The organism is Variovorax sp. CCNWLW235, assembly GCF_037204085.1.
GTDB lineage: Bacteria > Pseudomonadota > Gammaproteobacteria > Burkholderiales > Burkholderiaceae_C > Variovorax.
In genome coordinates this window covers 1-22,979 of the sequence record NZ_JBBCBW010000008.1, presented here as the reverse complement: position 1 = coordinate 22,979, position 22,979 = coordinate 1, and the positions used below count along the sequence as shown (strand labels likewise).

Genomic DNA, 22,979 nt, shown 5'->3' with positions numbered 1-22,979 from the left:
TTCATTCTTTCCAGAACTTCGCGACCCAGTTCGCAGGCCGGATGTAGCGGAAAGCCCGGTTGCGGCGGCCCGCCAGCGCATCGGGTGGGTTGCATTCGCCGTGGAACACCATGATGCGCGCGTCTTCGGGCACAAAAGGCTCTTCCCAGTAGTTGGCCGGCCACGTGGGTATGCCGTGGTACTTGAAGCTCGGGCACCAGGCCGCGGGCCAATAGCCCAGCTTGCCTTGCTTGTGCATCATGGCGGACAGGTAGGTCTGCTCGTTGCGGTACTCGGCCTGCACCTTGTCCATGTTCTCGCGAAAGTAGGCCAGCACGTCGGCATGGGCACCCAGCTCAAAGCGGTAGACCGATGAGTTGCCGGTGATCCGCTGGCGCCGCCAGGGACGCGCGTAGTCGTGAATGATCAGGAACTCGCCCGGGTGCTCGAAGAATGCATCGAGGCTGCCGACGATCACCACGTCCACGTCCAGGAAAAGGGCGGTGCCGCGCAGGCCGTGCAGGTCTTTTTCGAAGGTGGTGAGCTTCTTCCACGCGCCGTCGCGCTGGCCGGGCGCCAGCTGCAGGTTGAGCGGAGGAATCGGCAGGCAGGTCACTTCGGGGCGAATGCCGGTGCCGTCGTCCGTCAGGCACACGAACTTGAAGTCGCCGCTCAGATTGCGGCGCACCATCGCGTAGAGGCGGTTGACGTATTCGGGGCCGTATTTCGTGCCCCACTTCATGCAGAGGATATGGCGCTGGGCGCCTTGCGCTGGCACCAAGTTCAGTCTGCCTGGTTACGCTTCTTGGCCGAGAGCGGCCGCTTCGCCTTGGCGCGCTTGATGGTGCCGCCAGGGGTGAGCCGCTGGTTGCCGAGCACGCGCAGGGTCTTGATTTCGGGGCGCTGGCCGCCGCGCTTGCTGTACTTCAGCACCTTGACGTCGCGCGGGCCCGGCATGCGGTCTTCGTCGACCACGCGTTCCTTCTCGGGCTTGGGGCGCCACAGCACCAGCAGCTTGCCGATGTGCTGGATGGGCGCTGCGTCGAGCTCTTCGGCCAGTTCCTGCAGCATGGCGTCGCGCGCCAGCCGGTCGTCGGAAAAGACGCGGATCTTGATCAGGCCGTGGGCCTTGAGCGCCGCATCGGCCTCTTTTTTAACGGCAGGGGTCAGCCCGTCTCCACCGACCATGACGATCGGATCCAGGTGGTGAGCTTCGGCGCGGTGCACCTTGCGCTCGGCAGGGGTAAGTTGAATGGCGGGCATCCCCGTATTATCGAGGGTAGAAAGCAACCTCTCGAAACGCCGGGCCGCTTCCGAGCGAATACCGCAGCGCGAAGCACGGGAGGCCACCCATGAGCACTAAGGCAAAAAGCAAAAAAGTCAACAAGGCGTGGCTGCACGACCACATCAACGATCCGTACGTGAAGCTGGCTACGCGGGAGGGGTACCGCGCACGCGCTGCCTACAAGCTCAAGGAAATCGACGAGTCGCTGGGGTTGGTAAAACCGGGCCAACTGGTGGTCGACCTGGGTTCCACGCCCGGCGCCTGGAGCCAGTACCTGCGGCGGCGCATGTCGCCGGACGGCGCCGCAGCGGGGGAATTGAACGGCACGATCATTGCGCTGGACATCCTGCCGATGGAGCCCATCGAGGGCGTGACCTTCCTGCAAGGCGATTTCCGCGAGCCGGAGCTGCTGGAGCAGGTGCTGGGCGTGCTGGCGGGCCGCAAGGCCGACCTGGTGGTGTCGGATATGGCACCCAACCTCTCGGGCATTCATTCGGCCGACGCCGCCCGGGTTGCGCACCTGATCGAGCTTGCAATCGACTTCGCCCAGCACCACCTGAAGCCCGAAGGAGCGCTGGTCGCCAAGCTCTTCCACGGAAGCGGCTACGACGAGCTGGTGAAGCTGTTCAAGGCGAACTTTCGCACCGTGAAGCCCTTCAAACCCAAGGCCTCGCGCGACAAATCGTCTGAAACCTTTTTGGTCGGCATGGGTCTGAAAGCCCAGGAAACGCTTTGATACCTTGACGCTGCAACCCCTTGAACGGGCCGCCAAAGGGTGTCAATGGGGCGCAAACCCTTCGGAGGCTATGGCTGCATTAGGGAAATGCCGGCTTTTCGTAGCTTGAAAAGCCTAAAATGGGGCGCAATTGCGTACCCACAGCGCGTTCTTTTCACAATCTTGTCACGCGCTTTCGACTGGAGCTTCGTTTGAACAATCAGTGGTTTTCCAAAGTTGCCGTATGGCTCGTCATTGCCATGGTGTTGTTCACTGTGTTCAAGCAGTTCGACACCCGCGGCGGCGTCGGCTCGGGGACGGTGAGTTATTCGGAATTCCTGGATCAGGTCCGAAACAACCAGATCAAGAGCGCCGTCATTCCTGAAGGCGCGGGCGGCGGAGAAATCATCGCCGTCACCAATGACGATCGCAAGATCCGCACGACCGCCACGGTGCTCGACCGCGGCCTGGTGGGCGACCTGATCGACCACAACGTCAAGTTCGACGTCAAGCCGCGCGAAGAGGGCTCGCTCCTCATGACACTGCTGGTGAGCTGGGGCCCGATGCTGCTCCTGATCGGCGTATGGATCTACTTCATGCGCCAGATGCAGGGCGGCGGGAAGGGCGGAGCGTTCAGCTTCGGCAAGAGCAAGGCCCGCATGATGGACGAGAACAACAACACGGTCACTTTTGCCGACGTCGCGGGTTGCGACGAGGCCAAGGAAGAAGTCCGTGAAGTGGTCGACTTCCTCAAGGACCCGCAGCGCTTCCAGAAACTGGGCGGTCGCATTCCGCGCGGCCTGCTGCTGGTCGGCCCTCCGGGTACTGGCAAGACCTTGCTCGCCAAGTCGATCGCCGGCGAAGCCAAGGTGCCGTTCTTCTCGATCTCGGGCTCCGACTTCGTTGAAATGTTCGTCGGCGTGGGCGCGGCCCGTGTGCGCGACATGTTCGAAAACGCCAAGAAGAACGCCCCTTGCATCATCTTCATCGACGAAATCGATGCTGTGGGCCGCCAGCGCGGTGCCGGCCTGGGTGGCGGCAACGACGAGCGCGAACAAACCCTGAACCAGATGCTGGTCGAGATGGACGGTTTCGAAACCAATCTCGGCGTGATCGTGGTGGCTGCAACCAACCGCCCCGACATCCTGGACGCCGCGCTGCTGCGCCCGGGCCGTTTCGACCGCCAGGTGTACGTCACGCTGCCCGACATCCGCGGCCGCGAGCAGATCCTCGGCGTGCACATGCGCAAGGTGCCGCTCGGCCAGGACGTGAACCCGAGCGTGATCGCGCGCGGCACGCCCGGCATGTCCGGTGCCGACCTGGCCAACCTGTGCAACGAAGCCGCCCTGATGGCCGCACGCCGCAATGCGCGCGTGGTCGAAATGCAGGACTTCGAGAAGGCCAAGGACAAGATCTTCATGGGCCCCGAGCGCAAGAGCATGGTCATGCCCGAGGAAGAGCGCCGCAACACGGCTTACCACGAGTCCGGCCACGCCCTCATCGGCAAGTTGCTGCCCAAGTGCGACCCTGTCCACAAGGTCACCATCATTCCGCGCGGCCGCGCCCTTGGCGTGACCATGAGCCTGCCGGCACAAGACCGCTATAGCTATGACCGCGAATACATGCTGAACCAGATCAGCATGCTGTTCGGCGGCCGAATCGCCGAAGAAGTGTTCATGCACCAGATGACCACGGGCGCTAGCAACGACTTCGAGCGCGCAACCTCCATCGCCCGCGACATGGTCACCCGCTACGGCATGACCGATGCACTCGGCCCGATGGTCTATGCCGAGAACGAAGGCGAAGTGTTCCTGGGCCGCTCGGTCACCAAGACCACGAACATGAGCGAACAGACCATGGAAAAGGTCGATGCGGAAGTCCGCCGCATCATCGACGAGCAGTACGCCCTGGCGCGCCGCCTCATCGAGGAAAACAGCGACAAGATGCACGCCATGGCCAAGGCCCTGCTCGAGTGGGAGACCATCGACAGCGAACAGCTCGACGACATCATGGCCGGCCGCGCACCGCGTCCGCCCAAGGACTGGACGCCGCGCATTCCGCCCTCGGGCAGCGGCGGCAGCGGCGGTACGCCGGCTGTCAATCCGGATCCGGCACCGACAGCTGCCTGAAGTGCATCCGGCTTCACACAACAACGGGGCCCTTGGCCCCGTTTTTCATAGCGAAGGTGCCCCATGACGGCAGCTTCGTCGACCTGGCAGACCGCTCGATTCGCCATCGATCTCGCGCAGCCGCGCGTGATGGGCATCGTCAACGTCACCCCCGATTCGTTTTCAGACGGCGGGGCGCATGCCTCCACCTCTGCGGCGCTGCAGCATTGCGAGCAGTTGCTGAAAGAGGGCGCCGACATCCTCGACATTGGTGGCGAGTCGACCCGACCCGGCAGCCCGGCCGTGCCGCTCGATGCCGAACTGGCGCGCGTGCTGCCGGTGGTGCGCGAGGCGGTCAAGTTGGGCGTACCTGTTTCTATCGACACCTACAAGCCTGAGGTCATGCGCGCGGTGCTCGATCTCGGCGCCGACATCGTCAACGACGTCTGGGCGCTGCGGCAGCCCGGCGCGCGAGAAGCCGTGGCCGCGCATCCCTCGTGCGGCATTTGCCTGATGCACATGCACCGGGATCCGCAAACCATGCAGACCGCGCCCATGCAGGGCGACGTGCTCCCCGAGGTGCTGTCGTTCTGGGCCGAGCAGGTAGCGCAACTTCGGCTGCTGAACGTCGATCCGTCGCGGATCACCCTGGACCCCGGCATTGGTTTCGGCAAGACGGTGGCGCAAAATTTTGCCTTACTGGCACGCCAGCGTGAACTTCTCGACGCCGGCTATCCGCTGCTCCTGGGTTGGTCTCGCAAATCTTCGATCGGCACGGTCAGCGGCATTCCGGCTGTGGCCGAACGCCTGGTGCCCAGCGTGACGGCCGCAATGCTCGCGGTCGACCGCGGCGCGGCCATCGTGCGGGTGCATGACGTGCGCGACACGGTGTCCGCACTCGCGGTGTGGCGGGCCATGAAGGACCAAGAGCCGCAGTCGGTAGCACCAGCTTCAACCAATCAACAAAAACGACAAACCTCATGACCCGTAAATACTTTGGCACCGACGGCATCCGCGGCACGGTCGGCCAGTCTCCCATCACACCCGATTTCGTTCTGCGCCTTGCGCATGCGGTGGGCCGCGTGCTCAAGAAGGGCGAGTCGCGTCCCACGGTGCTGATCGGCAAGGACACGCGCATTTCGGGCTACATGCTCGAATCCGCGCTGGAATCGGGCTTCAACTCAGCCGGGGTCGACGTCGTGCTGCTGGGCCCGCTGCCCACTCCGGGCGTGGCCTACCTCACGCGCGCACAGCGCGCGAGCCTGGGCGTGGTGATCAGCGCCAGCCACAACGCCTATCCGGACAACGGAATCAAGTTTTTCAGTGCGCAGGGCAGCAAGCTCGACGACGAATGGGAGCTCGCGGTGGAAGCCGCGCTCGAAGAGGCGCCCGTGTGGGCAACCTCCGCCGAACTCGGCAAGGCGCGCCGCCTCAACGATGCGCCCGGCCGCTACATCGAATTCTGCAAGAGCACCTTCGCCAACGACCTGACGTTGCGCGACATGAAGCTCGTGATCGATGCGGCGCACGGCGCGGCCTACCAGGTGGCACCGAACGTGTTCCACGAACTGGGGGCCGAGGTCACCAGCATCGGCTGCGCACCCGACGGGCTCAATATCAACAAGGGCTTCGGCGCCACCCATCCTGAGGCGCTGGTCGCCGCCGTGACGGCGCAGAAGGCCGACTACGGTATTGCGCTCGACGGCGACGCCGACCGGCTGCAACTTGTCGACGCAAGCGGGCGCCTTTTCAACGGCGACGAACTGCTCTACCTCATGGTGGCCGAGCGCATTGCGCGCGGAGAAAAGCCGGTCGGCGTGGTCGGCACCCTCATGACCAACAAGGCTGTCGAGGTGGCGCTGCGCAACCAGGGCATCGAGTTCGTGCGCGCCAAGGTGGGCGATCGGTACGTGCTCGAAGAGCTCGACAAGCGCGGCTGGCTGCTCGGCGGCGAAGGCTCCGGCCACTTGCTGGCGCTCGACCGCCACACCACCGGCGACGGCATTGTGAGCGCGCTTCAGGTGCTGCAAGCCTGCGTGCGCAGCGGCAAGACGGTGGCGCAACTGCTGGCGGACATTACGCTGTTTCCCCAGACCCTCATCAACGTTCGTCTCACACCGGGGCAGGACTGGAAGAGCAACAAGGCGCTGGCCAGCGAAACCCAGCGCATCGAGGCCGAGCTCGGCGACGGCGGGCGCGTGCTGATTCGTGCGAGCGGCACCGAGCCGCTGGTGCGCGTGATGGTCGAGGCACGCGACGCCAAGCAGGCCGAGTCTTGCGCAAAACGCCTTGCCGCGACCCTCGAGCCCGCACAGTGACGGCGATGATCGAAGTCGTTCTTGCGAACTACGGCAATGCCGCGCATTCGGCCGCACTGGTCGACTTGCTCGACAGCTATGCGCAAGACCCTGCCGGCGGCGGCACGCCGCTCAAAGCCGAGGTGCGCGCCGGCCTCCCTGCTGCGCTGGCGGCGCGGCCGCAGGCCTTCAGCGTGCTGGCTTACGACGGTGCGCAGCCCGTCGGGCTCATCAACTGCATCGAAGGTTTTTCGACCTTCGCCTGCAAGCCGCTGGTCAATGTGCATGACGTGGTCGTGCTGGCCAGCCATCGCGGCCGGCGAGTTGCGCAGCGCATGTTTGAACGGGTGGAGCAAGAAGCCCGTTCGCGCGGCGCCTGCAAGCTCACGCTGGAAGTGCTCTCGGGCAATGCGCCGGCGCTGCGCAGCTACGAGCGCGAGGGGTTTGCCAGCTACCAGCTCGATCCGGCATTCGGGCACGCGGTGTTCTTGCAGAAGAAGCTCTGAAAAAGAAAAAAGGCCGAAGCGCGTTTGGCGCCGTCGGCCCTCACCCCAGCCCTCTCCCCGAGGGGAGAGGGGGTAAGACGAATCAGAAGCGCGTGACGGGCGCTTCAGCTTCGGTCTTGCTGGGCGCGTACTTGCCCAGCTCCCACTTCGCAATCGCATTGCGGTGCACTTCGTCCGGGCCGTCCGCAAAGCGCAGCGTGCGCGCGCCGGCGTAGGCGTAGGCCAGCGGAAAGTCGTCGCACATGCCGCCGCCGCCATGCACCTGCATGGCCCAGTCGATCACCTGGCAGGCCATGCTCGGGGCCACCACCTTGATCATCGCGATTTCGTTCTTCGCAACCTTGTTGCCGGCCACGTCCATCAGCCAGGCGGCCTTGAGCGTGAGCAGGCGCGCCATGTCGATCTTGCAGCGCGCCTCGGCAATGCGCTCTTGCGTCACGGTTTGCGATGCGACCGTCTTGCCGAAAGCCACGCGCGACGAGGCGCGCTTGCACATCAGTTCGAGCGCACGCTCGGCCAGGCCGATCAGGCGCATGCAGTGGTGAATGCGTCCGGGGCCAAGGCGACCTTGGGCAATTTCAAAACCGCGGCCTTCGCCAAGCAGGATGTTGTCGACGGGCACGCGCACGTTCTCGAAGTGCATCTCGACGTGGCCGTGCGGCGCGTCGTCGTAGCCCATGACGTTGAGCGGGCGCACGATGCGAATGCCCTCGGCATCCGCCGGAACGATCACCATGCTCTGCTGCGAGTGCCGCGGCGCATCGGGGTCGCTCTTGCCCATGGTGATGAAGACGGCGCAACGCGGATCGGCGGCGCCTGAAATCCACCACTTGTGGCCGTTGATCACGTACTCGTCGCCCTGGCGCTCGATGCGGGTCGAGATGTTGGTGGCATCGCTGGACGCAACGTCGGGTTCGGTCATGGCGAAGGCCGAGCGGATCTCGCCTTCGAGCAGCGGCTTGAGCCAGCGCGCCTTGATGGCCTCCGAGCCGTAGCGGGCAATGGTCTCCATGTTGCCGGTATCGGGCGCCGAGCAGTTGAAGGCCTCCGAAGCCCATTGCACGCGGCCCATGATCTCGGCCAGCGGTGCGTATTCCTGGTTGGTGAGGCCTGCGCCTTCATAGCCCGAGGCGGAGGCGCTGTCGACCGGCAGGAAAAGGTTCCACAGCCCCTGGGCCTTGGCCTTCTCTTTCACCTTCTCGACGGTCTTGAGCGCTGTCCAGCGCTTGCCCGCAGCCGTGTTGGCGGCCAGCTCGGCTGCGTACGCGGCTTCGGCCGGGTAAATGTGCTCGTCCATGAACGCGGTGACGCGTTTCTGCAATTCCTTGGTCTTGGCCGAATATTCGAAATCCATGCTGTCTCCTGGTGGGGTTTTGGGGGCTGGTTACGCCTTTTGGGCAAACTGCCAGGCCATCTCGGCCATCGGTCGCGCGCCGCGGGCGGAGGCCACGGCTTGCTCGCTCGACGCGGTACCGGCCTCGACCCGCTTGGCAATGCCTTGCAGGATCGCGGCCATGCGGAACAGGTTGTAGGCCTGGTAGAAGTTCCAGTCGGGCGCCAGCGCCTCAGGCGTGCTGATGCGCGTGCGCTCGCAGTAGCGGCGGATGTATTCGCTTTCGGTGGGGATGCCCAGCGCCGCGACATCCACGCCGCCGATGCCGCGGCCGGTGGTAGGGGGCATGTGCCAGGACATGCAGTGGTAGCTGAAGTCCGCCAAAGGATGGCCCAGCGTGGAGAGCTCCCAGTCGAGCACGGCAATGATCCGCGGCTCAGTGGCGTGGAACATCACGTTGTCGAGGCGGTAGTCGCCATGCACGATCGAGACCTTGCTCTCGTCGCGTGCGCTGGCCGGCATGTGGGCGGGTAGCCAGTCGATCAGGCGCTCCATGGCCTCGATCGGCTGCGACAGTTCACCGGCGCCGTCGGTGGAGGCCTTGTACTGCTTGCTCCAGCGGCCGATCTGGCGCTCGAAGTAGTTGCCCGGCTTGCCATAGTCGGCAAGGCCGCGCTCGGCAAACTTCACGGTGTGCAGCGCCGCAATGACGCGGTTCATCTCGTCGTAGTAGGCCGCGCGTTCGGTGTTGGTGAAACCGGGCAGCGACTGGTCCCACAGCACGCGGCCCTGCATGAACTCCATCACGTAGAAGGCGCGGCCGATGACCGATTCGTCCTCGCACAGGCAATGCATGCGCGGCACGGGCACATCGGTACCGGCAAGACCGCTCATGACCTTGAACTCGCGCTCCACCGCGTGGGCCGAGGGCAGCAGCTTGGCAACGGGGCCGGGCTTGGCGCGCATCACGTAGCTTTGCGTCGGCGTCACCAGCTTGTAGGTGGGGTTCGATTGCCCGCCCTTGAACATTTCGACCGTGAGAGGGCCCTTGAAGCCATCGAGGTTCTTCGTGAGCCAGGCCGCAAGCGCTTCGATGTCGAAGGCATGCTGCTGCGAAACGGCGCGGGTGCCGATGAAGTTCGAGAAGTCCTGGCTCATGTCTCTGTCTCTTTTTTGGTTTTCTCAGCTCTCAGCTTCGGAGACGCGCATCAGGGCTGCGCGGTCCAGCACGACCAGCCCGCCCGGCTCGATCCGGATGGTGCCCTCGCGCTCCATGGTCTTGAGCTCCTGGTTGACCCGCTGGCGCGAGGCGCCGAGCAGCTGCGCGAGTTCTTCCTGCGCCAGTTGCAGGCCGATGCGCGTCTGGCTGCCGTCTTCCAGGTTGGGCACGCCGTAGCTGCGCACCAGGTGAATGAGCTGCTTGGCCAGGCGTGCGCGCAAGGGCAGGGTGTTGAGGTCTTCCACCAGCCCGAACAGCGTGCGGATGCGGCGCGCCTGCAGGCGCATCAGCGCTTCGTACAGCTCCACGTGGGTGGCCAGGATCTTCTGGAAATCGGCCCGCGCCACGCAGAGCACCGTGGTGTCGCCATGCGCATAGGCGTCGTGCGTGCGCCGGTCCCCATCGAACATTGCCACGTCGCCGAACCAGATGCCCGGCTCCACGTAGGTCAGCGTCACCTGCTTGCCCGAGACGGCCGTCGAGCTCACGCGCACCGCGCCCTTGGCACAGGCAATCCAGTGATCGGGCGGATCGCCGCGGGCGGCGATCAGGTCGCCGTCCTTGTAGCGTTTGACAAAAGCACATCGAAGAATGTCGTGCCGTAGCGATGGAGAGAGAGAAGAAAACCAGCGACCACTGTTGATCGCTTCACGTTCTTCGATGGTAAGAATGGGGTCGTCCATTGGTCTGTCCTGTCGGCGACTGAAAGGCTGAAGGGTGTCACGGGAGTGACGTCGTGCCGCTATTCGTACTGCGGCGGCTTCTTCTCGAGAAACGCGGCAATGCCGATCCCGGCATTCGGGTGGTGAAGGTTGCGAACGAAGTGGTCGCGCTCCTGCGAGAGCTGCGACGCGAAGGTGGCGCCGCGCGCCTCGCTGAGCAGCTCCTTGATGCTGGCCAGCGAGTTGGGTGCGCGGGCGTTGAGCTTGGCCGCAAACGCCAGCGCACTTGCGAGCGCCTGGCCGTTTTCGCTCAGTTCGTTGACCAGCCCGAGCGCATGCAGCCGCGGCGCGCCGATGCGCTCGCCGGCCATCAGCCATTCGCTGGCCAGCTGGCGCGGCAATGCCTGGCCCAGGTGCCAGCTCAGGCCGCCATCGGGCGAGAGCGCCACATTGCTGTACGAAGCCGCAAAAATCGCGTCGCGTGCAGCCACCACGAAGTCGCAGGCCAGTGCCAGCGAAAAGCCCGCGCCCGCCGCCGCGCCTTCGACCGCCGCAATGATCGGCTTGGGAAAGGTGCGGATGGAGTCGATCCAGTTGTGCAGGCCCTCGATGCTCTCGGCCTGCACCGAGGGGTCGCGCTGGCGGTTGTCGGAGAGCCGCTGCAGCGAGCCGCCGGCGCAGAACCACGCGCCTTCGCCCACGATGACGACGCTGCGGATCTCGTCGCTGCTCTCGGCGCCGTTGAGCGCCTCGATGCCTGCGGCGTAGATCTCGGGGCCCAGCGCGTTGCGCTGGGTCGGGTTGGCGATGGTCAGCACCATGGTGCGTCCTTCGCTGGTGCTCTTGAGTTCGGCGGTCATCGGTGTCGTGCTTTCTTGACTTGGCGTCTGTTTATTCTTCTTCGTGCAGCAGGCTCAGGCCGAGCGCACCGCGGCGGCGCAGCCACGGGCTCGGGCGATAGCGCGGATCGCCGTAGACGGTCTGTAGGTTGAACAGCACCTCGAGCATGTTGGTCGGGCCGTACAGGTTGCCCATGGCCAGCGGGCCACGCGGGTAACCCAGGCCCAGCTGCACGGCCGTTTCAAGATCGGCCGGCGAGCACACGCGCTGCTGGCACATGTCGGAAGCAATGTTCACGATGGTGCCGATCACACGCTGCGTGACGAAGCCGCCGCTGTCGCGGATCACGCTCACGGCCTTGCCGTCGCGCGCGAAAAGGGCATGCGCCGCATCGCGGATGTCGCGCCGCGTGGCCGGGTTGGTGGCGAGCACGCGGCGCTTGGTGGCGGCATCGTCGATCAGCATGTCGATGCCGATGGTGCGCGTGGCGTCCAGGCGCTCGACCGCAGCCACGGTGGTCACGTCGAAGCCCAGCGGCGCCACCAGGATGAGCGAAGTGGGCGCGGCCGTGGCACCGCTGTCGATCTGGGCGCCCAGGGCATTTACCAGCCGCAGCAGCTCGGCACGGCGCGCCGCACGCGGCGAAACCCAGACCGAAGGCAGCGCCGCCACGGTCGGCGGCGCGGCTTCGGCGGGCTGCTGCATCACGCCGTCGTTGTAGTTGTAGAAGCCTTCGTTCGTCTTGCGGCCGAGCACGCCCGCAGCGAGCCGCTGCGCCGTGATCACGCTCGGGCGGAAGCGCGGCTCTTCGTAGTACTGGCGATAGATCGATTCCATCACCGGATGCGACACATCGAGCGCCGTCAGGTCCATCAGCTCGAACGGGCCAAGGCGAAAACCGGCCTGGTCCTTCAGGATGCGGTCGATGGTGGCGAAGTCGGCCACGCCTTCGCCCACGATGCGCAGCGCCTCGGTGCCGTAGCCGCGGCCGGCATGGTTGACGATGAAACCGGGGGTGTCTTGCGCCTGTACGGCGCTGTGGCCCATTTGCACTGCATAGCCGGCCAACTGCTTGCAGACCTCGGCGGAAGTCTTGAAGCCCGCCACCACCTCGACCACCTTCATTAACGGCACCGGGTTGAAGAAGTGAAAGCCCGCCACGCGCTCCGGGTGCTTGAGCCCGGCCGCGATGGCCGTGACTGAAAGCGACGAGGTGTTGGTGGCGAGCGTGGCCGTGGGTGCAACAACCGATTCGAGCTCACGGAACAGGGATCGCTTGACCTCGATGTCTTCGACCACCGCTTCGATCACGAGGTCGCAGGCGGCCAGGGCTGCCACCGAATCGACCGCTTTGACGCGGGCGATTTGCGCATCGCGCGCCGCGGCGTCGATCTTGCCTTTCTCGTGCAGCTTGTTCCATTGGGCCGCGAGGGCTTCACGCCCGCGTTCCGCGGCACCTTCAAAACTGTCGAGCAGCAGCACTTCGCTGCCCGCTTGCGCTGCAATCTGGGCGATGCCTCGGCCCATGGCGCCGGCGCCGACGACGCCGATCCGGGTGTAGTTCACTGTCATTGGAAGAAGATTTTCGCTGGTTGAGGTGTATCCGGGCCTGAGGGCAGGCGAGGGCGCGGAGCGTGCACAGCCTTCGATTTTGCAGCCACCGGGCGCAGCGGCTTCCCGGGTTTTACGCGAGGCCCGGCCTTCAGGCCGCGCGGCGGCTGCGATCGATGGCCACACTCGAGCCGATGGCCAGCAGCAGCAGGGCGAGGCCGACCCAGTTCATCCATGCCACCGCATCATTGGCGAGCAGCCATCCGCCCAGCCCGGCGCCCATCGCCTGGCCGATGTAGATGCCGGAGCTGTTGAGCGCCACGGAGCCCGGCGCAAGAGCAGGCGCCAAACCTACCAGCCGCGCCTGCTGCGCCGAGTTGGTCGCAAAGCACCCCAGGCCCCACGGCACGAGAACGGCCGCCAGCCAGGGGAGCGTGCCGGCCCACGGCCAGAGAAAGAGACTGAGCGCGATCAGCGAACTTGTCAGCAGCACCATGCGGCCCGCACCCACCCGGTCGATGAAGCGGCTCACCAGCATGTTGCCCAGCAGCCCGAAAACGCCGAACAGGGCCCACATCAGGCTCAGCGTGGTGGGGTCGGCGCCGAAGTTCTGCTTGAGGATGGGGCCGAAGTAGCTGAACAGGACGAACTGCCCGGCACCCTGCAACGCCGTGACCGAGACAATGCCCATCAGCACCGGGCTGCGGAGCACGCGTGACCATGCAGCCGCTGTGAGCGCCGCGGGGCGGATGCCGCGCGGAAGCGTCAGCCAGATCGACACCGCGCTCACGATGCTGAGCACTGCGACCGCCGTGAAAGCCATGCGCCAGCCCAGGTGGCCGCCAATCAGCGCGCCGAGCGGCAGGCCCAGCACCGAGGCCATCGACCAGCCGAGAAAGACGAACGTCACGGCGCGCCCGCGCTGCTCCGGCGGCACCAGCATGCCCGCGCAGGCCGCGGCCTGCGGCGTGAAGATGGCAGGCGCTACCACCGTTAGCATGCGCACCGGCAGCAGGGCGCCGAAACTCGGCATCAAAGCCGCAACGACGTGCCCGGCGGCATACCAGACGAGGGTGAGGGCGAGCAGCTGGCGTCTGTCCCAGCCCGCGACCACCGCCGCCAGCAACGGTGCGCCAAGACACATCACCACTGCGGCAACCGTGATCAGCTGGCCCGCGGTAGCAACGGTAACCGCCAGCGACGTGCTGATTTCATTGAGCGTGCCGGGCACCACCATCACGCCCGTGCCGATCACGAAATTGCCGGCCAGCAGCGCCCAGAGCGCGCCCCGGGGCGCAGGCCGGCTCACTGAAGGACCTTCGCCTTCGGCTGCGGTATTCGCCTTGGGGCGGCCCGGCGGCTCATGAAATCACCGGCGAACCTGCAGCGCGCCGGGATTCACGATGTTGGTGGGGTTGCCCTTGATGAAGCTCACCACGTTGTCGAAGGCCTGCCCGAAATAGCTCTCGTAGCTGTCTTGCTCCACGTAGCCGATATGCGGCGTGCAGATGCAGTTTTCGAGGCGCAGGAGCGCGTGCCCCTGCAGCGGCGGCTCGCTCTCGAACACGTCGACCGCCGCCAGCCCCGGCCGGCCGCGGTTGAGCGCCGCCAGCAGGGCGTCGGGCTCGACCAGCTCCGCGCGCGAGGTGTTGACGAAAAGCGCTGTCGGCTTCATGCGCGAAAGGTCTTCGAGCGTGACCAAGCCCATGGTTTCTTCGTTGAGCCGCAGGTGCACCGACAGCACATCGGCGGCGGCAAAGAACTCGTGACGGTTCTGCGCCACCTGGAAGCCGTCGGACCGGGCCTTGGCGCAGCTTGCCTCGCGGCCCCAGATGACGACTTGCATGCCGAAGGCTTGGCCGTAGCGCGCAACCAACTGGCCGATGCGGCCGTAGCCCCAGATGCAGAGCGTCTTGCCCTTGAGCACCGAGCCCAACCCGAAGTTGGGCGGCATCGAAGCCGATTTGAGCCCCGATTGCTGCCACGCGCCGTGCTTGAGGTTGCTGATGTACTGCGGCAAGCGCCGCATGGCCGCCATGATCAGCGCCCAGGTGAGTTCGGCGGGCGCCTGGGGGGAGCCGGTGCCCTCGGCCACGGCCACACCCCGTTCGGTACACGCTGTGACGTCGATATGGTTGCCCACCCGCCCTGTCTGCGAAATGAGCTTGAGCTTGGGCAGCTTTTCGATCAGCTGGCGCGAGATATGGGTGCGCTCGCGGATCAGCACGATCACGTCGGCGTCTTTCAGGCGGATTGACAGTTGACCAATGCCCTTGACCGTGTTGGTGTAGACCTTGGCCGCGTACGCGTCCAGCTTGGTGGCGCAGCGCAGCTTGCGCACGGCGTCCTGGTAATCGTCGAGGATCACAATGTTCATGGCGTGCCATTGTGCCTCGCAGCATTGGCATGACGCGCGTGTGAACGTTTGGATACCCGCCCCGGGCAATGGTCACCGGGGGTTGCATGGCCTCAATGCAGGCGTGTGGAGGCTGGCGCGGTGTTCACGGTTTCCATGGCCTCCAGTGCCGCCAGGCGGTCGAGTTCGGCGCAAACGTCGGCCATGCGGCCGGAAATCACCATGCGGTTGGTGCTGCGCTTTTCGCCTTGCAGGCCGTCCACCACGCGAATAACGCGCAGGGGCCGTACAGGTGCGGGTGCTGCCGCATCAGAGGCGGCCGGACCATGAGCCCGGGCCGTGCACGACGGCCGGACTGCGACGTAGCGCAAGCCTGCGGAAGCACTGCCGCTGTCGCGACGGTGCGGGCGGCGCGCCGGCAGCAGCCGGCTTGCGAGCGATTGCAGCGGCATCCACAAATCAACGATGGCGAGGAGGGCGATTCCCATGTGAACTCCAAAAAAGTCTGAGGTTGAACACAGGCAGGATTTCTTTGATCGGGCGCAACAGGGTGATGGCGACTTAGCGCCATACGCCCGCCACCTGTTGCGACCGGATGGGGTGCTGCTCTAGGCAGGGCGCGGGGCCTACATCAGCATGGTGTTGCGAATGAGACCGACCGCCAGGCCTTCGATTTCGAACGGCTCGCCCGGCTGGACCACGATGGTCGGGTAGTCGGGGTTTTCGGCGTGCAGCTCGATGACCTGCTTGTTGCGCTTCAGGCGCTTGACCGTGACTTCGTCGCCGAGGCGGGCCACCACGATCTGGCCGTTGCGGGCTTCCTTGGTGGCTTGCACCGCCAGCAGGTCGCCGTCCATGATGCCGGCGTCGCGCATGGACATGCCGCGCACCTTCAGCAGGTAGTCGGGCTGGCGCTGGAACAACGTGTTCTCGACGTAGTAGGTCTGGTCGACGTGTTCTTGCGCGAGGATGGGCGACCCCGCCGCAACACGGCCGATGAGAGGCAGTGCCAGCTGCGCCATGCCGGGCAGCGAGAGAGAGAACTGGTTGCCTTCGCGATGGCGCGACTCGTTGAGCGACCGCAGCGCGTCGCCCTTGAGCCGGATGCCGCGCGAGGTGCCGCTGACGAGTTCGATCACACCCTTGCGGGCCAGCGCCTGCAGGTGCTCTTCAGCGGCGTTGGCCGACTTGAAGCCCAGCTCATTGGCGATTTCTGCCCGCGTGGGCGGAGCGCCGGTGCGTGCGATGGCGCTCTGGATCAAGTCCAGGATTTGCTGCTGGCGGGCGGTAAGCTTCACGGCGAACTGCATATGTTGTTCCTTGCGGCACTGGCTAGATATCCAGTACCTGTATTTTTAACCAGTTTTTAAAAGTTGGCAAGCCATGGTTAATTCGCTCTCGCCGAGCCTGCGGCGCATTGTGGTTCTGGGAACCGGCGGCACCATTGCCGGCCGTGCCGCCAGCGGCGGCGACAACATCGGCTACACGGCCGGCCAGGTGGGTGTGGCAGACCTGCTCGGCGGCATCGAAGCACCCGAAGGCCTGGCGCTTGCGGCCGAGCAGGTGGCGCAGCTCGACAGCAAGGACATGGAGCCCGGTGTCTGGCTGCAGCTCGCCCGACGTTGCGCTTTCTGGCTGGCAGAGGCTGATGTGGCCGGCGTGGTGATCACGCACGGCACCGACACCCTCGAGGAAACCGCCTTCTTTCTTCAGGCCGTGCTTGCGCCCGGCAAGCCCGTGGTGCTGACCTGCGCCATGCGTCCGGCCAGCTCGCTCTCGCCCGACGGCCCGCAGAACGTGCGCGACGCCATCGCGGTCGCGGCCACGCCGGCGTCGCGGGGCGTGACGGTGGTCTGCGCAGGCGCGATCCACAGCGCCTTCGATGTCCAGAAGGTGCACACCTACCGGCAGGATGCGTTTGCTTCGGGCGATGCCGGTCCGGTCGGCTATGTGGAAGAGGGGGCGGTTCGGCGTTTGCGGGACTGGCCTGAATCACCGACAGGCAGGAGTTCAAAAATTCTCGAAACAGGCGAGGGCGCGCCGATGCAATGGCCGAGGGTCGAAATTCTCACCAGCCACGCCGGTGCGACCGGCACTATCGTCGACTTGCTGCTTCAGGAGCGCGCGGCGGGCATCGCCGAGCCGGTGCGCGGCCTGGTTCTGGCCGCGACAGGCAACGGCACGGTGCACCATGCGTTGGAAGCTGCCGCGCTTCGTGCGCAGGACGCGGGGATTGCCGTGCTGCGCGCCACGCGTTGCGCGAGCGGGCGCATTCTTCCGAGGCCCGATGACAAGCTGCGCGATGCCGGTGCCCTGACGCCGGTCAAGGCGCGGATCGCGTTGATGCTGGAACTGATCGGAACAACCGCCTGAGGGGCCGCGGGCACAAGCGGGCAGGCGCGCAAGCTGCCAAGGCAGCCCGCCGGCCTGCTGAACTTCAGTTGCTCAGTGCGGCCAGTGCGCGCTGGGTGATCTCTTCGACCGTGCCGACGCCCTTGATGGCGCGGTATTTAGGCGCCGAGGCCGGATCGGCCTTGGCCCAGGCCGAGTAGTAGTCGACCAGCGGACGCGTCTGCTGGCTGTACACCTCGAGCCGCTTGCGCACGGTTTCCTCCTCGTCGTCCTTGCGCTGGATCAGTTCTTCGCCGGTGATGTCGTCCTTGCCCTCGACCTTCGGCGGATTGAACTTCACGTGATAGATGCGGCCCGATGCGGGGTGCGAGCGGCGGCCGCTCATGCGTTCGATGATGTCGCTGAAGGGCACGTCAATTTCGAGCACGTAGTCGAGCTTGACGCCCGCTGCCTTCATGGCGTCCGCCTGCGGAATGGTGCGCGGGAAACCGTCGAACAGGAAGCCGTCGGCGCAATCGGGTTGCGCGATGCGTTCTTTCACGAGGTTGATGATGAGGTCGTCGCTCACCAGGCCACCCGATTCCATGACCGCCTTGGCTTGTTGGCCGAGCGGTGTGCCGGCCTTGACGGCTGCGCGCAGCATGTCGCCGGTCGAAATTTGAGGAATGCCGTACTTCTGGCAGATGAAGGCCGCTTGCGTGCCTTTGCCCGCCCCGGGCGCGCCCAGCAAAATTAGTCTCATGGTGTCCTCGGACGGTTCTTAGATCTTGTGTCGCGCCAAGCGCCGGCCCGGGAGCCGTGCAAGGCGGAATTGCGTCGAGGATAGCATGCGTGAGCGTGAAGAATTTCCGTTACAGCCGCTCGTGCGGCGCCCGCTTCAGGGGGCGGGGCTGGCCGCGAACAGTGCGCGCACGCGGGCCAGGTCTTCAGGGGTGTCGATGCCCGGCCCGGGAGCCGCATGGGTGACATGCACCGCGATGCGATGCCCGTGCCAGAGCGCACGCAGTTGCTCCAGCGCTTCGGTCGCCTCGACCGGAGCCGGTGGCAACAACGGGAATTTGCGCACGAAGCCCGCGCGGTACCCGTAGATGCCGATGTGGCGCAGCGGAGCCGGACTGGGCAGCGCAGTCGGCACGCGGTTGACCGAGCCGTCGCGCCACCAAGGAACGGGTGCGCGGCTGAAGTACAGCGCGTTGCCTTGTACGTCGAGCACCGCCTTCACCACGTTCGGGTTCAGGAAGTCGTCGAGCGAATCGATCTCATGGGCCGCGGTACTCATCGCCGCTCCTGGGCGAAGAGCGAGCGCGGACGCAACAGCGTCGATCAGCGCGGGATCGATCAACGGTTCGTCGCCTTGCACATTGACGACGATGTCGTCGCCATCGAGCGCGAGTTGTTCGCAGGCCTCGGCAAGGCGATCGGTGCCGCTCGGATGGTCCTGGCGCGTGAGGATGGCCTCCACGCCGTGCTGCTTGCAGGCCGCGACGATGGACAGGTCGTCCGCGGCAACCACCACCCGCAGCGCGGTCGATCGGCCCGCCCGCTGCGCCACGCGCACCACCATGGGCAAGCCGGCGATGTCCGCCAGCGGTTTGTTGGGTAGCCTGGTCGAAGCCAGGCGCGCCGGCACCAGAACGGTAAAGCTCACAGCCCCAGCTCTTCGTCGGACAGCGTGCGCGCCTCGTTCTCGAGCAGCACCGGAATTCCGTCGCGCACCGGATAGGCGAGGCGGGCGCTGCGCGAGCAGAGCTCCTGCTTTTCGGCGTTCCAGGTCAGCGGGCCCTTGGTGACGGGGCAGACGAGCAGTTCAAGCAGCTTGGTATCCATCGAGCGATGATAGCTTTGCGTCGAGCGCGGCGAAGAATTCCGGCGCGGGTGCAAACTGCAGCGGCACGGCAAGCGCGCCGGGAGCTTTGCGCCACAGCTTGACCGCGTCTTTTTCAGTGCAGAGCAGCAGGTGTCCGGCGCCGGAAGGGGCTTGCCAGCCATCGAAATCGAAGTGGTCGGGCAGCGCAATCGTCTCGGCCAGCGTCAGGCCGCGCGCCCGCAGCATTTCGAAAAACGCCTCGGGCCGTGCAATGGCTGCGAGGGCAATCACCGCCTTGCCGGTGAGGGTGCTCAGCGGCACGCGTTTGCCGTCGCTCGCCACGGCGCCGTGCGCCAGTGCGCGAGTGGCGGTGTAGCCGCCGCCGAATGCCGGCCGCTCGCCGCTGTGAAGCACCAGGTCGCACCGACGCGGCCAAGCCTCGCGCAAGGGGCCGGCGGGCAGCCGCCAGCCGTTGCCGATTCCGCGGTCGTCGAACACGCAAATCTCGATATCGCGCGCAAGCGCCAGGTGCTGCAGTCCGTCGTCGCTCACGATGACTTGGGTTGTCGGGTGCCGTGCCAGCAGGGCTTGAGCGGCTTCGGCGCGGCGCCGCGCCACGAAAACGGGCGCACCGGTGGCATGGCGGATCAGCGCCGGCTCGTCGCCGACATCTTGCGGATCGCTTTCGTCCAGCACTTCACGGCAGTCGCTGGTCCGGCGGCCGTAGCCACGCGAGATCACGCCAACGCGCAGGCCGCGGGCCTGCAGATGCCGAACCACGGCCATCACGACCGGCGTCTTGCCGGCGCCGCCCGCGATGACGTTGCCGACCACGATCACGGGCACCGGTACGCGCTCGGCCTTCAGCCAGCCGAGCCGGTAGAACCAGCGCCGCACCGCAAAAAGCGCCGCATAAAGAAGCGACAGAGGCCACAGCAGGCAGGCCAGCACACCGCGCTGCAGCCAGGCGCGCTGCAGCCGAGAGGCCGGTGCGCCGGTACTGCTGCTGCGGCCGTAGGGCGGCACTCAGCGTCCTGCTTGCGCCGTCGACTGGGCTGCGAAGGTGATCTGCACCAGGCCCGCGCGGCGCGCCGCTTCCATGACCGTGATCACGGACTGGTGCGGGCTGCTGGCATCGGCGCTGATGATGACCACGCTGTCCTTGCCGCCCGTGGCTGCCGCCCCGAGCGCAGCAGCCACGGTTGCCACGTTGCGGTCGGCCACGGGCGTCTTGTTGATCGAGTAGCGTCCGTCGGCGGACACCGCCACGATTACTTCCTTGGGATAGTCGCGCTGCGAATCGACGTCCGCCGTCGGCAGGCGCAGCTGCATCTCGGTGAACTTGCTGTAGGTGGTCGACAGCATCAAAAAGATGAGCACGACCAGCAGCACGTCGATGAACGGGATCAGGTTGATCTCGGGCTCGTCCCGCGCCCCGTGGCGGAAATGCATGCGGCCGCGGCTCATGCCAGGTCTCCGTCGGACGGCGCGGCAGTGGCGAGCGTGAAGGCGACCATCATTTCCGCAGCGCGTTCAGGTGGCGCGCAAAGCGCTCGCCCGACAGTTCGAGGTTCAACAGGTATTCGTCGACCCGGCTGCGGAAATAGCGCCAGAAGATCAGCGTCGGAATGGCCACGATCAGGCCAAAGGCCGTGTTGTAGAGCGCAATCGAAATACCGTGCGCCAGTTGCGCCGGGTTGCCGGAACCCACCGCACCGCTTCCGGGCGACTGCGAGCCGAAAATCTCGATCATGCCGATCACCGTGCCCAGGAGCCCGAGCAGCGGTGCCGCCGACGCGATGGTCGCCAGCGCGGGCAGGTAGCGCTCCAGCTTGTGCGCCACGGTACGGCCCGAGGCTTCCATGGCTGCGCGCAGGTCGTCCTCGGTGCAGCGCGGGTTGGCGTTGAGCGCGCGCAGCCCGGCGGCCAGCACCTGGCCGAGCATCGAATTGCGTTCGAGCTTGGTCACCACGTCCGGGCCGGGAACTGCGCCGTGCGAAACGGTCATCGCCTCGTCGAGCAGTTTTGGCGGAAGGACCTTCACGGTCTTCAGGCTTGTGAAACGTTCTATAACCAGCGCGAGCGCGATGACCGAACAAGCGAGCAATGGCCAAATCGGCCAGCCCGCGGCAACTATGATGGAAAACAAGAAAATCCTCCGGCCCGTAGACTGCAAATGCGCGGCGATTATCCACCGAGCTCACCATCGCCACGCGGCTTGTTTGTATGTAAGCAAAGACGCACAGATTCTGTGGATAACTTTGTGACTAACCCGATGCGCAACAGCTCCGGACCCGCATGGGACGGGCCTCCCATTAGATCGATTGAATTTTGAGCAGCACTTTTTTCAATGAAATCAACAGTTTGCACGACAAACCGTGCGCCTGTTTCGCATCAGGGGCTCACCGGCGGTGGGTGGCCGCTCACTGTGGAAGAGTGGCTGCCGGCCACTTGCGCGATTTGTGAACTTGCGTGAACCGAATGCCACACCGGGCCCCCGGATCTGGGCTGTCGGCGCGTTGTGCCGCGCAGTTGCCGATGCGCTCGACGCGCGGTTCAACCCCGTCACGGTGCGCGGCGAAATCTCGGGTTTTTCGCGCGCCTCAAGTGGACATTGTTACTTCGCGCTCAAGGACGCGTCCGGCCAGCTGCGCTGCGCGATGTTCCGGCGCGCGGCCGGCCTGCTCGATTTTTCGCCGCGGGACGGTGACCAGGTCGAGGTGCGTGGGCGCCTGGCGGTCTACGAGCCGCGCGGCGATCTGCAACTGGTGGTCGAAAGCCTGCAGCGCGCGGGGCAAGGGGCATTGTTCGAGCAGTTCCTGCAGCGAAAGGCGCGGCTCGAAGCCGAAGGGCTTTTCGATGCCGCGCGCAAGCGGGCCCTGCCCACCATGCCGCGCTCGGTGGGCCTGGTCACCTCGCTCGGCGCAGCGGCCTTGCACGACGTTGTCACGGCGCTGCGGCGCCGCGTACCGCACATTCCGGTGGTTCTGGCGCCTGCAGCGGTCCAGGGCGCAGGTGCGCCGGCTGAACTCGTTCGTGCGCTGCAATCACTGTATGCATTGCAGCCGCCGGTCGACGTGATCCTGCTGGTGCGGGGCGGCGGCTCCATCGAAGACCTTTGGGCCTTCAACGACGAAACCCTGGCCCGCACCATCGTCCAGAGCCCGGTGCCGTTGGTCTGCGGCGTGGGGCACGAAACCGACTTCACCATCGCCGACTTTTGCGCCGATCTGCGCGCGCCCACACCCACGGCGGCGGCGGAACTCGTCAGTGCTCCGCAGGCGATGTGGCTCGGTGCGCTCGACCTTCTGGACGAGCGCCTCGGCGATGCGGTGGGTGCGCGCCTCGACGTGCTGGGCCAGCGGCTCGACCAGGCGGCGGCGCGACTCGGCCGTCCCTCGGCGCTCGTGGCGCGTCAGCAGCTTCGGTTGGCGCACCATTCCCAGCGGCTGCACTACGCATTGCGATCGAGAGCCGAGCGTCTTGCCCATGTGCCGCGCTCCATTTCGGCCGATTTCCCGTTGAAGCTCGAGCGCGCGCTGGCACAGCGGCGCGAGCGCCTCGAGCGCGTGGCCTCGCGCCTTCGGTTGCTCGACCCGGCCCTGGTGCTGCAGCGCGGCTACGCCTGGCTCACTGGCCCCGACGGGCGCGCGATCGTCAGCGCGAAGAAACTGAACGCGGGCGACGCCGTGGTTGCGCGGCTCGCCGATGGTTCGGTCGACCTGACCGTCAGGCCCGGCGAGACGGGACCACGTCCGACGCCGGGTGCGTAATTCCTTTCTAGAATCCTTTATTCCCCGCAACCAACCCACGAGAAAAAACCATGGAACATGTGCTCCCACCCCTGCCATATGCGCTCGACGCACTGGCACCCGAGTACTCGAAGGAAACTCTCGAGTACCACTACGGCAAGCACCACAACGCCTACGTGGTGAACCTGAACAACCTGCAAAAGGGCACCGAGTTCGA

The 22,979-nt window shown here is 65.7% G+C and carries 24 protein-coding genes and 1 pseudogene; 8 read left to right on the top strand and 17 right to left on the bottom strand.

What is annotated here, in order from left to right; all coding sequences use genetic code 11:
* Position 1: 1 nt before the first annotated feature.
* Both V9L21_RS11465 and V9L21_RS11460 read right to left on the bottom strand, forming a co-directional pair.
* Positions 2-721 carry a glycosyltransferase gene (locus V9L21_RS11465; protein ID WP_337311930.1) on the bottom strand — a complete coding sequence of 240 codons (720 nt, stop codon included), beginning with the start codon at positions 719-721 and terminating at the stop codon, positions 2-4.
* Positions 722-762: 41 nt separating this feature from the next.
* The gene (locus V9L21_RS11460) at positions 763-1,242 is read right to left on the bottom strand and encodes a YhbY family RNA-binding protein (protein WP_337311928.1); all 480 of its coding nucleotides are present in this window, start codon (positions 1,240-1,242) and stop codon (positions 763-765) included.
* 89 nt (positions 1,243-1,331) lie between these two features.
* On the opposite strand from V9L21_RS11460, the gene V9L21_RS11455 reads away from it, so the two are divergent.
* The 5 genes from V9L21_RS11455 to V9L21_RS11435 all read left to right on the top strand — a co-directional run bounded on the left by V9L21_RS11455 (position 1,332) and on the right by V9L21_RS11435 (position 6,890).
* The gene (locus tag V9L21_RS11455) at positions 1,332-2,000 is read left to right on the top strand and encodes an RlmE family RNA methyltransferase (RefSeq protein ID WP_337311927.1); all 669 of its coding nucleotides are present in this window, start codon (positions 1,332-1,334) and stop codon (positions 1,998-2,000) included.
* 191 nt (positions 2,001-2,191) lie between these two features.
* Entirely contained in the window at positions 2,192-4,108 is a 1,917-nt protein-coding gene (gene ftsH, locus V9L21_RS11450) for an ATP-dependent zinc metalloprotease FtsH (RefSeq protein ID WP_126749832.1), read from the top strand.
* Between the two features lie 63 nt (positions 4,109-4,171).
* Positions 4,172-5,071 (top strand): dihydropteroate synthase, encoded by a 900-nt coding sequence (gene folP, locus V9L21_RS11445; RefSeq protein ID WP_337311925.1) that lies wholly within the window; start codon positions 4,172-4,174, stop codon positions 5,069-5,071.
* Positions 5,068-6,405, top strand: coding sequence for a phosphoglucosamine mutase (gene glmM, locus V9L21_RS11440; RefSeq protein WP_337311923.1), 1,338 nt, complete (start codon positions 5,068-5,070; stop codon positions 6,403-6,405). The genes folP and glmM overlap by 4 nt, the downstream gene beginning before the upstream one ends.
* A gap of 5 nt (positions 6,406-6,410) precedes the next feature.
* Positions 6,411-6,890: a GNAT family N-acetyltransferase gene (locus V9L21_RS11435; protein ID WP_337311921.1), complete on the top strand. Its 480-nt coding sequence runs from the start codon at positions 6,411-6,413 to the stop codon at positions 6,888-6,890.
* An 82-nt stretch (positions 6,891-6,972) separates the two neighbouring features.
* Here V9L21_RS11435 and V9L21_RS11430 read toward each other — a convergent pair whose 3' ends face one another.
* From V9L21_RS11430 to lexA, 9 genes are all read right to left on the bottom strand, one after another.
* The gene (locus tag V9L21_RS11430; protein WP_337311919.1) at positions 6,973-8,244 is read right to left on the bottom strand and encodes an acyl-CoA dehydrogenase family protein; all 1,272 of its coding nucleotides are present in this window, start codon (positions 8,242-8,244) and stop codon (positions 6,973-6,975) included.
* 30 nt (positions 8,245-8,274) lie between these two features.
* Positions 8,275-9,381 carry a phosphotransferase gene (locus V9L21_RS11425; RefSeq protein ID WP_337311917.1) on the bottom strand — a complete coding sequence of 369 codons (1,107 nt, stop codon included), beginning with the start codon at positions 9,379-9,381 and terminating at the stop codon, positions 8,275-8,277.
* Between the two features lie 24 nt (positions 9,382-9,405).
* Entirely contained in the window at positions 9,406-10,125 is a 720-nt protein-coding gene (locus V9L21_RS11420) for a Crp/Fnr family transcriptional regulator (protein WP_157614137.1), read from the bottom strand.
* A 59-nt stretch (positions 10,126-10,184) separates the two neighbouring features.
* Positions 10,185-10,964: an oxepin-CoA hydrolase, alternative type gene (locus tag V9L21_RS11415; RefSeq protein ID WP_337311914.1), complete on the bottom strand. Its 780-nt coding sequence runs from the start codon at positions 10,962-10,964 to the stop codon at positions 10,185-10,187.
* 31 nt (positions 10,965-10,995) lie between these two features.
* Positions 10,996-12,516, bottom strand: coding sequence for a 3-hydroxyacyl-CoA dehydrogenase (locus V9L21_RS11410; RefSeq protein ID WP_337311912.1), 1,521 nt, complete (start codon positions 12,514-12,516; stop codon positions 10,996-10,998).
* A 130-nt stretch (positions 12,517-12,646) separates the two neighbouring features.
* Positions 12,647-13,804, bottom strand: coding sequence for an MFS transporter (locus V9L21_RS11405; RefSeq protein ID WP_337311910.1), 1,158 nt, complete (start codon positions 13,802-13,804; stop codon positions 12,647-12,649).
* A 60-nt stretch (positions 13,805-13,864) separates the two neighbouring features.
* Positions 13,865-14,872 carry a D-2-hydroxyacid dehydrogenase family protein gene (locus V9L21_RS11400; protein ID WP_126749840.1) on the bottom strand — a complete coding sequence of 336 codons (1,008 nt, stop codon included), beginning with the start codon at positions 14,870-14,872 and terminating at the stop codon, positions 13,865-13,867.
* A gap of 92 nt (positions 14,873-14,964) precedes the next feature.
* On the bottom strand, positions 14,965-15,339 hold the full coding sequence (locus V9L21_RS11395) for a hypothetical protein (protein WP_337311907.1): 375 nt from the start codon (positions 15,337-15,339) through the stop codon (positions 14,965-14,967).
* Between the two features lie 138 nt (positions 15,340-15,477).
* On the bottom strand, positions 15,478-16,161 hold the full coding sequence (gene lexA, locus V9L21_RS11390; protein WP_126749842.1) for a transcriptional repressor LexA: 684 nt from the start codon (positions 16,159-16,161) through the stop codon (positions 15,478-15,480).
* 73 nt (positions 16,162-16,234) lie between these two features.
* On the opposite strand from lexA, the gene V9L21_RS11385 reads away from it, so the two are divergent.
* Positions 16,235-17,224: an asparaginase gene (locus V9L21_RS11385; RefSeq protein ID WP_337311904.1), complete on the top strand. Its 990-nt coding sequence runs from the start codon at positions 16,235-16,237 to the stop codon at positions 17,222-17,224.
* A gap of 64 nt (positions 17,225-17,288) precedes the next feature.
* Here the strand turns inward: V9L21_RS11385 and adk are convergent, their stop codons facing one another.
* From adk to V9L21_RS11355, 6 genes are all read right to left on the bottom strand, one after another.
* Positions 17,289-17,945, bottom strand: coding sequence for an adenylate kinase (gene adk, locus V9L21_RS11380; RefSeq protein WP_126749844.1), 657 nt, complete (start codon positions 17,943-17,945; stop codon positions 17,289-17,291).
* Between the two features lie 135 nt (positions 17,946-18,080).
* Positions 18,081-18,851: a 3-deoxy-manno-octulosonate cytidylyltransferase gene (gene kdsB, locus V9L21_RS11375; RefSeq protein WP_337311901.1), complete on the bottom strand. Its 771-nt coding sequence runs from the start codon at positions 18,849-18,851 to the stop codon at positions 18,081-18,083.
* Positions 18,848-19,030 (bottom strand): Trm112 family protein, encoded by a 183-nt coding sequence (locus V9L21_RS11370; protein ID WP_013541700.1) that lies wholly within the window; start codon positions 19,028-19,030, stop codon positions 18,848-18,850. The genes kdsB and V9L21_RS11370 overlap by 4 nt, the downstream gene beginning before the upstream one ends.
* Complete coding sequence (lpxK, locus tag V9L21_RS11365; RefSeq protein WP_337311899.1) at positions 19,011-20,036, bottom strand: tetraacyldisaccharide 4'-kinase; 1,026 nt, start codon at positions 20,034-20,036, stop codon at positions 19,011-19,013. The genes V9L21_RS11370 and lpxK overlap by 20 nt, the downstream gene beginning before the upstream one ends.
* Entirely contained in the window at positions 20,037-20,462 is a 426-nt protein-coding gene (locus tag V9L21_RS11360) for an ExbD/TolR family protein (RefSeq protein WP_126749852.1), read from the bottom strand. It abuts the gene before it with no gap.
* A gap of 64 nt (positions 20,463-20,526) precedes the next feature.
* Positions 20,527-21,159: a MotA/TolQ/ExbB proton channel family protein gene (locus V9L21_RS11355; RefSeq protein WP_126749848.1), complete on the bottom strand. Its 633-nt coding sequence runs from the start codon at positions 21,157-21,159 to the stop codon at positions 20,527-20,529.
* A 313-nt stretch (positions 21,160-21,472) separates the two neighbouring features.
* Here V9L21_RS11355 and xseA point away from each other — a divergent pair, with 313 nt between their 5' ends.
* Both xseA and V9L21_RS11345 read left to right on the top strand, forming a co-directional pair.
* A complete protein-coding gene (gene xseA, locus V9L21_RS11350) occupies positions 21,473-22,783 on the top strand; it encodes an exodeoxyribonuclease VII large subunit (protein WP_337311897.1) in 1,311 nt (436 codons plus the stop codon).
* A 50-nt stretch (positions 22,784-22,833) separates the two neighbouring features.
* Positions 22,834-22,979, top strand: a pseudogene (locus tag V9L21_RS11345) (superoxide dismutase [Fe]); the annotation flags it as partial.